Genomic DNA, 10,540 nt, shown 5'->3' with positions numbered 1-10,540 from the left:
CGACCTCCACCTCGGCCTGCTCCAACTCGCCTGCAGCATCATCTGCTTGAGACGACTCCGAACCTCATTCTGAAACGATCAGTAAGTTTCGCGCGAGCACGACCACCGGCTGGCCGCGGTGGTGGACGAGGCCGCCGACGGCTGACTCACCGAAGCCGAGTGGAACCAGAGTGGTGACCACTGGCTTGAACAGGCTCTGCACTACGTCACAAAACCCTGCAACGGCATCCCCGGCATGCTCACCCCCGTCAAGGCTGGAACTCCACGCAACCAACGCGACCGCCGCAGCAGCACCCCTGCCGAGCATCCCGCCCGGGCCGGGCAGGGCCCGCTGTACCGGCTGGCCGACTACCTTCAACAGCACGGCCGCCACCATCGCGCCGACGTGATCCCGCCCATCGACTTCTGGACCGCGGCCGCCGCCCACGCCCACACCTCCGACCTGCGCACGCTCGGAAACGCTGCCCAGGCCCGCGGCCTGTACCGCGACGCGGCCCAACTCCACAAACACGCCACCACCCACGGCGACCCGCACGCCGCAGCCGCTCCACACCCTGCACCCCGCAGACCACCACCCCGCCCAATGGGCCACCACTCACGCTTCCCTCGACAACCTGCAGGCCGTGGCCCGGCTGCTGCGGGAGGCCGGGGCACGGGAGCCGGTCACCGCGTTGCTCGCCCGTGACCCCGCCACACAGGTCTCCCTCGACGACCCGTACAACGTGGCCGGACTGCTGGGGGAACTGCGGGAGGCCGGGGCACAGGAGCAACTCACCGCCCTGACCGAACGGCTTCCTGCCGGAGGGGGCTTCGATCCATTCATCAGGGCAGAGGGCCGTCGGGAGTTCCGGTTCGGTCGGGAGCCCGATGGAAGTGTCGCTTCACCCTGGGCATGGGAGGACCTGGATTGATCAGGTGTCGGCGTACGGGGTTATCTGGACGGCCCGGTACACGGGAACGTCCTCGGCTTCAGGGCCGCCGCATGGCCGGGGCCAGCCGATAGCCAGCCAGCCTCGGAACAAAGTGATCGGTCCAGGGTGGGGCGAAGCCCCATCGCGCAGCGACGCCCGTAGGGCGCCCTTGACGGATCGTCGTGTCCCGCATCCTGGGAAGTCGGGTGGCCCCGGCTTCACGACCTGCGCACGGCCACCTTCAGGATGGGGAAGTATCGCTGTACCTCACTGGCCACGTAACTGTGCACGCCGACACGTGGGGGCGGTGCAATTGGACATGAGTCACAAGCCGCGATCGTCGAGTGTTCCCGGTGGGGCCCACGAAACGATCGCGGCTCTGAGCTTCCGCGCCGGCGGCCCTGCGAACAGGACCGCCGGAGCGTGTCTCGGGCACTTACTTCTTCGGCGGTTCGCCCGGTGTATTGCGCACGGTGGCCCACACTCCGGCGGCTGCGTTCGCGGCAGTCACCGTGTAGGGGCCGCTGACCGGCCGGGCGGGCATCAGGTAGCCCTCGGGAACGGCGGTTTCCCGCAGGTAGTACGCCCCCGGGACCAGGCCGGTGAAGGCACACCGGCCCCTGTGGTCGGTGGCGCAGCCGGAATCGACCCTGGTGTCGGCAGGACGGCCGGAGGTCTGCAGGCCGGGGCGTTTGTTGGTCTCGCGCCACAGCTGGAAGACGGCTCCGGCCAGCGACTTGCCGGTCTTGGAGTCCGTTTTGGTCAGGGTGAGCCTTCCGCGCACGGGGGGTGGGATGCGGGGGTTGGTCATGGTGACCTTGACGCCCTGTTGGGCGTTGGTGGCGGTGAGGACCATGGCGCGGCTGATGCCGGGGGTCGGGAGTAGGTATCCGGGCGGGGCCTTGGTTTCCTGCCAGTAGTACGTGCCCAGGGACAGGTGCTCCTGGAGGCAGGTGCCGTCGGATGTTGTGGTGCAGGGCACGCGCATCCGGGAATCGGGACGGGCACCCTGGGTCTGCAGGCCGGGGGCACCGTTGGTTTCGTGCCACAGCTGGAAGACCGCCCCGGCCAGGGGCTTGCCGGAGGCGGCGTCGGTCTTGAGGACGCTGACCGAGCCGAAGGTCTGCTGGGGCGGCTTCATGTTCTCCACCGTGACGCTCACGCCGTCGGGCTCGGCGTTCTCGGCTGTCAGCTCCAGGGGCCCGTGCACGCCTGAAGATTCGATGATGTGTCCGGGCGGGGCCTGCGTCTCCTGCCAGTAGTAACTGCCCAGCGGCAGTTTCTCCTGGCGGCACTTCCCGTCGGCTGTGGTGGTGCAGGGGTCGCCGACCGTGGTGTCGGGAGCATCGCCGGTGACCTGGAGGCCGGGGGTGCCGTTGGTCTCGCGCCACAGCTGGAAGACGGCACCGGCCAGTGGTTCATCAGACTCGGCGTCCGTCTTCAGAACGCTGAGCGGGCCCACGGGGTTGATGAAGTACCCGGCGTCGTGGGTGTGGTCGTTGTCGCCGGGCTCGCCCGTGGTGAGAGTGTCGGTCTGGGTCTTCCGGTCGGGGTTGGAGTCGACGGAGGTGTTGGTGCCTCGGCCCGGATAGGTCGGCTTGAGCTCTTCGGCGGGAGGTTGCTCCTTGACGCCGGAGGTGTCTGCCGTCGTGGCGTCGAACGTGATCCGGTAGGGGGTCTGCGGTTCGACCTGGAAGTAGTACTCGCCCCGGTCGTTGGTGGTCGTGGTCTTCAGGACCTTGCCCGTGCCGTCCAGGAGAGTCACCGTGGTGCCCGGCAGCGGCTCTTCAGTGGGGTCCTGGATGCCGTTGCGGTCGCGGTCGAACCAGACGCGGTTGCCGATCTGGACGGGGGGTGGGTCGCAGAGCAGTTCCAGGTCGCCGAGGCCGTTGGCCTTGCCGAAGGAGCCGACCCCGCCGTCGACCCGGTAGCTGTCGGAACCGGCTCCCGTGACGTTGTCGAACTTGCGCACTCCGCCGGTGAAGGTGTTCGTCGGATCGACGATCGTGGAGACGGTCTTGTCGAAGCGCGGCGCGAACGCCAGCCCGCCCTGGAGCGACTCGGCGAGCTGCCCCAGCGTGGAGTCGCCCGGGTAGTACTCCTTGACTCCGTCCTGCTGCGGCGGCTCGCTGCCGTTGACGAAGTGGCTGGGGCAGGCCGCCGAGTCGCTGTCCCAGACGTAACCCGCTGCCGTCTTGCAGACCCGGGTGATGTCGCCCATGGCCGGAAACAGCGAGCGCAGCGCGGTGTCACTGCTGCCCTCGGGGGACGGGGCGTCGTATCCGGCCTGGTCTCCGAGGCGGTCGCGGAAGCCGAGGATCAACGAGCCGTCACGGTCGAACTCGATGTCGGACAACATAGGCCCGGGGAAGTTGGCCTGGATGTACCACGCGTAGGGGTCCCAGGTCTTCAGCCACGGCTGCCAGTGGGTGTCGCCCTGGACCGATGCGTAGCCCATGCCGCGCTCGTAGTCCAGCGTGTGGGTGACCTCGGTGGTGAAGGTCGTGCCGTTCAACTTGAGGACGTAGGCCCGCAGGTCCGCACGGTTCTGAGTGGACTCGGCGCTGCATGTGCCGCCGACGAACATCGCCCCGTCGCGGTAGCCCAGGCCGTAGGGCCGCCAGTCCTCGGGGCCGCTGGGGCAGCCGGGGTCGGGGATCGGGATGACCTGGGCGGCGGTGGCGGGCGGGGCGCCCGGGGTGACGTTCGAGACGTCGTAGACGTGCAGGCTCTTGGTGTGGAGGTTGACCGCGTAGAGCTTCTTGCCGTCGCCGGACAGATCGAGATCGCCCAGTCCCTCTTTGCCGACCGCGTTGTTGAGCGCCATCGAGTCCCGGGTGAGATCGGTGGAGTGCGGGGTGGCTCCGGCGTCCGGTACCACCGCGAACGTGGAGGTCGTGCCGGACTTGCGGTCCACCATGTAGATGCCGCCGGAGCCTGCCGGACCGTAAGGGACCAGCCGCTTGGTCAGCGCCCCGACGAACAGGCGGTCGGTGGAGCGCTGGTGGGCCAGTCCGTAGGTGGCGCCGATCTTGTCGAAGGTGGTCTCGTCGGTCGGCTCTGGATCTTCGCCCGCGCGGTCGTAGGGCCAGGACACCAGCGCCTTGGAACCGACGACGCCGGGGCCGTCCTGGCGCATGCAGGGGGTGGCCAGCAACGGGTTGGCGTGACAGTAGTCGTGCGGGTCGTGGACACCGGTGACCACGGTGGCGTCCTTGCCGCCCCTCACGTCCACGAACTCCACCAGCGACGACAGGGACGGGGCCGGGCCGCCGGCCTGGGCCGGGCGCAGGAAGGGCTTGTCCGCCGGGATGCGCGCCTCGACGCGGTACCGGCCACCGGCCAGGCCCGAGGAAGCGGGAGTGAAAACCGCCCTGCCGTCGGCACCGGTGTTCACGGTGACGGTGGAACCCGCGTCGTCCGTGAGATCGACCGGGATGCCCGGTTCGCCCACCTCCAGCTTCGGTGTCCAGGTGCCGTCGGAGTCCACGTCACGGACCACTCTCACCGTCACCGTGCCGTCGCCCGGCGCGGAAACGGCCGCCGCCGGTGCCAGGCCCCCGGCGGCCAGCACCGCGTGAGCTGCCAGGAACGCGGCCGCGCTCGCGCGCAGCCCTCCTGGCCTGTGTCTGAATGCCATGTATGTTCCTTCCGGTACCCGTGAGCTGCCAGATGTGACGTGTGAGTGTCCAATCGGTCAGTGTCCGCGTCCCCGACGCACGCTCCGGACGGGTCAGCAGACGGACTCACCCGAGCGGCCCCCGGCCACCACCCATGCGGCAGATGATCATCCGCGTCCTGCCGCCCCTCATGCTGGACGAACAGCGACGAACTGGGCATTCCGTTTCCTCCGAACGCACAGCCGGTCCTGGAGTTCACCAATGTCTGGGGCGATCGTGCGGCTTTGGGAGGACACCCAAGGGTTATCCCGTACCCGACGGGCTGCCGACGTGGATCAGACCGAGTGAGTGACGGGCGCCGTCGACGAGCACGGTCCAGTCCCGTGGATACCGCGGGTCGCCCACCTCGGCCTGATCGAAGGCATCGGCCACGACCTGCTCCGGAGTCCGGATCACGGAGGCGACGCACACCTCCGCACCGCTTTCGGGCTCCGCCTCGCCGGCCGGGCATCAGTGTGTCCGCCGGGCGGACCAAGATCATGATCCGGACCGAGTCCAGACCGCGGCGGATGAGGTTGTTGTCGGCGCGAGCTCGGCTGCGGTTCGCAGTCGAGCGGTTCCGCGACGTCGGCACGGATCCGCTCTGGCGACAGGGTCGGGTGCACCCGGTGGCTCCTGCGGCGTTCGGCACCGGCAGAGCACTCGGCACGTCAACGGTGGTGGTCACGATGCCACGACACCCTCCGCTCCCCCCATTTTTTCAGGTGGGGCTGACCCGACTGCATCCGCGGAGCGCGCGCAAGCAGCCTCCGCGTCGCACGGCCTCGCACGACATGGCGTCGGGGCAGCCGACGCCGCGCCAGGTCACCAACGGTCAGCCTGTCCTGCGGCACCAGCCGACGTCTGCGTTCTTGTGCGCGGGGACGAATCGCCGGTGCCCTGGCGGGCGCGACACTCGCAGGGTTCCGATGGGAGTCCGACGGAGGTCGTTTCTGGTGGTCGCTGTGGTTGCCGGGCCCGCAACACCGGGTGTGCCGGCGGGAGTGCTGGGAAGCCCTTGGCTGTCGTTCGCCGTACGGCGGCTCGGGCGGTTCGTGGTGTCGCTCTGGGTGGTGGTCACCGCGGCGTTCGTCATGATCCACCTGATGCCCGGGGACCCCGTACGGTCCGCGCTCGGCATGACGGCGCCCGTGGAGACGGTGAACGCGAGGCGGCAGGCACTGGGCCTCGACGACGGACTGCTGACGCAGTACTGGCACTACCTGCGGTCGCTGTGCGGCGGCGACTTCGGGTCGTCCGTACTCAGCAATCTGCCCGTCTCGCAGCAGATCGGCGACCGGCTGCCCGCGACGGCGCAACTCGCCCTGGCGGCGTTCGTCGTGGCCATGGTGGTGGCGGTTCCGGTCGGTGCGGTGATGGCCGTGCTGACGAGAGGAGGGCGGCGCCGGGGCGGGGAGCTGGCGTTCACCTCGGCCAGCGTGCTGCTGGCGGCGATCCCCGAGTTCCTGCTCTCCGTCGGGCTCGTCTATGTCTTTTCGGTGCACCTGGGCTGGTTTCCCGTGGCCGGGCGCGGGGGCCTGATCTCGTACGTACTTCCCGTGCTGGCACTGGCTGTCGGCCCCGCGGCCGTCCTCGCGCGGATCGTCCGGGTCGAGATGCTGGCCGTCCTCGGCAACGACTTCATCCGTACGGCGCGCGCCAAGCGGCTGCCCGCCCGGCAGGTCTACGCACGTCACGCGCTGCCCAACGCACTCACCGCGACGCTCACCATGGCCGGTCTGGTGCTGACCGGACTGGTGGCGGGGACCGTCCTCGTCGAGAACGTCTTCGCGTGGCCGGGGCTCGGGTCGACGATCGTGCAATCGATCCAGCAGAAGGACTACCCCGTCGTGCAGGGGATCGTCCTCGTCTACGGGATCGGGGTGCTGACCGTGAATCTGCTGGTCGACGTGTTGCTCGCGGTGCTCGATCCACGCTCGACGATCCGGGAGGCCTGAGCCGTGCAGAACGCCACGAACGGAAGAACCGGCAGAAACGGCAGAGCGAAGGTTCTGGCCGTCCTCCGCACGCCGGTGGGAGGCTGCTCCGTCGCGCTGCTGGCGCTGGTGATCGCGCTGGCCCTGTTCGCACCCGCGCTCTGGGGCGACCAGGCATCGGCCGTGGACGTGGACGCCATACAACAGGGCCCCACCGCAGCCCACTTGCTCGGCACCGACAGTCTGGGGCGGGACGTCCTCGCCCGCGTCCTCGTGGCGACACGCCTGTCCATCGAGCTCGCCGTGACGGCCACGCTGATCGGGGTGGCGGCCGGAACGGTCCTGGGCTCCGCCCCCTCCGTACTCCCCCGCTGGGCTGGCCGCATCGTGACGTCGGCCGTGAACATCGCCGTGGCCTTCCCCGGGCTGCTGCTCGCCCTGTTCTTCGCCATGATCTTCGGGATCGGGGCCGAGGGAGCGGTGCTCGCCATCGGACTCGCCATGGCGCCCGCGTTCGCCCGGCTGACCCAGACGCTCTCCGCAGCCGTCGCCGGGCAGGACTTCGTGGCGGCGGCGCGGGTCGCGGGGGCGGGCCGGGTCCGTCTCCTCGTCCGGCATGTGCTGCCCAACATCGGGGAGCCGCTGGTGGTCAACGCCACCATCAGCGCCGGCATGGCGCTGCTCGCCTTCGCCGGGCTCTCGTTCCTCGGCATCGGGGTGCAGGCCCCGGCCTACGACTGGGGGCGGCTCCTCGGCGAGGGGCTCAACCAGATCTACGTCAACCCAACGGCGGCTCTGGCGCCAGGTGTTGCCGTGATGGTCGCCGGACTCGCGTTCAACCTGTTCGGGGAGACCGTGGCGGGTGTGGTGGGAGCGCGTGCGTCGAGGCCGTCGCAACTGAAGGATTCGGCCACGGCTGCGGCCGCCGCTCCTGCTGCCGGTGGGGGCGGCGACCGGCCCGTGCTGCTCGTCGATGACCTCCGCATCGCCTTCCCCGGGCCTGCCGGTCGGCCGGTGACCCCGGTGCGCGGCGTCAGCTTCACCGTCGGCGCCGGGGAGTCCGTGGGCGTGGTCGGCGAGTCCGGCTCGGGGAAGAGCCTGACCGCGCTCGGCGTCTCCCGGCTCATCGAGGCGCCGGGTACGGTGACCGCGGCCCGCCTGGAGTTCCTCGGTACCCCGCTTCTGCGGGCGCCCGAGCCGGAGGTGCGCGGCCTGCTCGGTACGTCGCTGGCCCTGGTGTTCCAGGATCCGATGGCCTCTTTCAACCCGACGCAGCGCATCGGACGTCAGCTCGCCGAGGTGTCCGAGCAGCACCAGGGTCTTTCGCGCGGCAGGGCCTTGGACCGGGCCGTGGAGCGACTGCGCGAGGTGCGGGTCCCCGCCGCGGAGCGCCGGGCCCGGCAGTATCCGCACGAGTTCTCCGGCGGCATGCGGCAGCGGGCCATGATCGCGATGGGGCTGATGGGCGAGCCACGCCTGGTCATCGCCGACGAACCGACCACCGCCCTGGACGTCACCGTGCAGCGGCAGGTGCTGCGGCTGCTCGCCCAGGTGCGCGAGAGCGGGGACGGGAGCGGGAGCGCGCCGGCCGCACTGTTGCTGATCAGCCATGACATCACCGTCGTGGCGCAGAGCTGCCGACGGGTCCTGGTGATGTACGCCGGACGGATCGTGGAGGACCTGCCCACAGCCGACCTGCACACTGCCGCGCGCCATCCCTACACCCGTGCGCTCCTCGCCGCGGTACCGGCGCTCGACACCGACCGGGACGCACCGCTCGCGGTCATCCCGGGGCGGCCGCCGGAGCCGGGAGAGGTGACCGCGGGCTGCGCGTTCGCCTCCCGCTGCTCGCTCGCCGACGAACGGTGCAGGGCCGATGAACCGGACCCCGTGAACGTCGGCGCCGAGCATCGCGTGGCCTGCTGGCACCCGCAGGACTCCACGCCCCGTTCCCGTACGAGCAGTGTCGACACCACGACTGCCGGAGGCGGCGCATGAGCGAGCTGGTCTTTGAACAGGTGAGTGTCCGGTACGGGACCCGCCGCAGCGGACTCACCGCCGTCGACGGCGTCAGTCTGACCGTGCCGTCCGGCCACGTGGTGGGCCTCGTGGGCGAGTCGGGTTCCGGGAAGTCGACGCTCGCCCGCAGCGCGGTCGGCCTCGCGCCGGTCACTGCGGGGCGGGTGCTGCTCGACGGGACCGACGTGCGGCACCTGGCGGGGCGCCGTCCGCTGCAGATGGTGTTCCAGGATCCGTACTCCTCGCTGGATCCGCGCATGCGCATCGGTGCCTCGATCAGCGAGGCGATGCCGCGCGGCGGCGGAACCAAGGGGGCCCGGGCGCGCCGGGCCGAGGTGGCGCGCCTCCTTGAGCTGGTCAACCTCGATCCGGACCGCGCCGGGATGCTGCCCGCCCAGCTCTCCGGCGGTCAGCGTCAACGGGTGGCGCTGGCACGGGCGTTGGCCGGACAGCCGAAGGTGGTGATCGCCGACGAGATCACTTCGGCGCTCGATGTGTCGGTGCAGGGCGCCGTACTCAATCTCGTACGCGATGTGCGGCGGCAGCTGGGCCTGTCCATGCTCTTCATCTCGCACAACCTCGCCGTCGTGCGCTACCTCAGCGACATCATCGCCGTCATGTACCTGGGGCGGATCGTCGAGGCGGGACCGGCCGAACAAGTGCTTTCGGACCCCCGGCACCCTTACACGCGTGAGCTGTTGAGCGCCGCCCCGTCGTGGCACACGCCGCTGTTCGAGGAGACGGGTGATCCGGGGGCAGCCGACCCGGAGCCGAGCGACCCGCACCATCCGCCGGCCGGCTGCCGCTACCACCCGCGCTGCGCGCTGGGCCCCTTCGCCAGGGCCGACCGAGACCTCTGCCGCACCACCGATCCCGCCCAGGACGCCGGACGGCGTCCGCACCGGGCGGCCTGTCATTTCGCGGGGGAACCCGCCGAGCCGAACGGAGCCCGAGCATGACCACGGCACCCACCAACGCAGCCGAGCTGCACCGGCGCAGCGTCGTCGTCGAAACGCACAACGACCTGCTCATCGCGGTGGCGGCCAGGCCCGTCGACCGGTGGGCGGCGTTCTTCCGCGAGCAGTGGCTTCCCCAACTGCACGACGGCGGAGTCGACGTACAAGTGCTGCCCGTCTTCATCGACGACGAGTACCGGCCCGAAGGGGCGCTCCGGCAGACCCTGCGCATGATCGAGGCCGCGCACCGCGTCGCCGAAGGAAACGCCGACGCGGTACGGCTCTGCGGCGACGGCGCCGAGGTGGACACCGCCCTGGACGACGGGAAGATCGCACTCGTGCTCGCGCTGGAGAGCGCACCCGGCGTCGGTGATGACGTGGAACTCCTGGAAACCCTCTACCGGTTGGGCGTGCGCATCGCGTCGCTCGCGCACTTCGGGCGCACCGCGCTCGCCGACGGCAGCGGCGAGGACGCAGCCGGGAGCAGGCTCACCCGGGCGGGGGTGGCCGCCCTCGCCGAGATGGAACGCATGGGCATGATCTTCGACATCAGCCATCTCGGTGCCGCCGGTGTCGACCACGTACTGGAGCTGTCCACCCGCCCGGTGATCGCCACGCACTCGTCGGCGCGAGCGCTGCGCGACCACCACCGCAACCTCACCGACGACCAGCTCAAGGAGACCGCGGCGCGGGGCGGTGTGGTGTGCGTGAACTTCTTCGCCCCGTTCCTGCACGAGCACGACCACACCGTCGACCGGCTGGTCGACCACATCGAGCACCTCGCCGACGTCGCCGGTGTCGAACACGTCGGGCTCGGACCCGACTTCGTGGCGGAGGTCATGGAGGACACCACCCGGCCGTGCTGCGCGCACCCCGTCATCGAGGGGTTCCGCACCGATCAGTTCCTGCCGGGGCTCGAAGGTCCGGCGGGACTCCTCCTGGTCACCGCGGCGTTGCTGCGGCGCGGCTGGGGCGACACCGACATCGCCCGGGTGCTCGGCGGCAATGTGCTCCGGCTCTTCCGCGACGGTCTCGGACGGCCCGCCTCCTGACCACCA

Annotated in this window: 8 protein-coding genes; 5 read left to right on the top strand and 3 right to left on the bottom strand. The window is 70.3% G+C overall.

Annotation, left to right across the window (positions count from 1 at the left end; all coding sequences use genetic code 11):
* Nucleotides 1-64: 64 nt before the first annotated feature.
* Nucleotides 65-535, bottom strand: a complete 471-nt coding sequence (locus tag IE269_RS39240) for a hypothetical protein (RefSeq protein WP_189828114.1) — start codon at nt 533-535, stop codon at nt 65-67.
* 88 nt (nt 536-623) lie between these two features.
* On the opposite strand from IE269_RS39240, the gene IE269_RS39235 reads away from it, so the two are divergent.
* Nucleotides 624-911, top strand: a complete 288-nt coding sequence (locus tag IE269_RS39235) for a hypothetical protein (RefSeq protein WP_189828113.1) — start codon at nt 624-626, stop codon at nt 909-911.
* A gap of 436 nt (nt 912-1,347) precedes the next feature.
* Here IE269_RS39235 and IE269_RS39230 read toward each other — a convergent pair whose 3' ends face one another.
* Nucleotides 1,348-4,551, bottom strand: a complete 3,204-nt coding sequence (locus IE269_RS39230; RefSeq protein ID WP_189828112.1) for an MSCRAMM family protein — start codon at nt 4,549-4,551, stop codon at nt 1,348-1,350.
* 283 nt (nt 4,552-4,834) lie between these two features.
* On the bottom strand, nt 4,835-4,987 hold the full coding sequence (locus IE269_RS43910) for a hypothetical protein (RefSeq protein WP_189828111.1): 153 nt from the start codon (nt 4,985-4,987) through the stop codon (nt 4,835-4,837).
* Nucleotides 4,988-5,574: 587 nt separating this feature from the next.
* Between IE269_RS43910 and IE269_RS39220 the strand changes: the two genes are divergently transcribed.
* The 4 genes from IE269_RS39220 to IE269_RS39205 are packed head-to-tail and all read left to right on the top strand — an operon-like array spanning nt 5,575 to nt 10,534.
* A complete protein-coding gene (locus tag IE269_RS39220) occupies nt 5,575-6,528 on the top strand; it encodes an ABC transporter permease (protein WP_229898577.1) in 954 nt (317 codons plus the stop codon).
* A gap of 3 nt (nt 6,529-6,531) precedes the next feature.
* Nucleotides 6,532-8,505 carry a dipeptide/oligopeptide/nickel ABC transporter permease/ATP-binding protein gene (locus tag IE269_RS39215; RefSeq protein WP_189828109.1) on the top strand — a complete coding sequence of 658 codons (1,974 nt, stop codon included), beginning with the start codon at nt 6,532-6,534 and terminating at the stop codon, nt 8,503-8,505.
* The gene (locus IE269_RS39210; RefSeq protein WP_189828108.1) at nt 8,502-9,485 is read left to right on the top strand and encodes an ABC transporter ATP-binding protein; all 984 of its coding nucleotides are present in this window, start codon (nt 8,502-8,504) and stop codon (nt 9,483-9,485) included. The genes IE269_RS39215 and IE269_RS39210 overlap by 4 nt, the downstream gene beginning before the upstream one ends.
* Complete coding sequence (locus IE269_RS39205; RefSeq protein WP_189828107.1) at nt 9,482-10,534, top strand: dipeptidase; 1,053 nt, start codon at nt 9,482-9,484, stop codon at nt 10,532-10,534. Before IE269_RS39210 ends, IE269_RS39205 begins: the two co-directional genes overlap by 4 nt.
* Nucleotides 10,535-10,540 lie beyond the last annotated feature (6 nt).

Origin of the sequence: Streptomyces spiroverticillatus (assembly GCA_014650415.1) — a bacterium.
In the GTDB taxonomy this organism is placed as follows: Bacteria; Actinomycetota; Actinomycetes; order Streptomycetales; family Streptomycetaceae; genus Streptomyces; species Streptomyces spiroverticillatus.
Note: the sequence above shows the minus strand (reverse complement) of the source record. Positions and strands in the feature narration are given on the sequence as shown.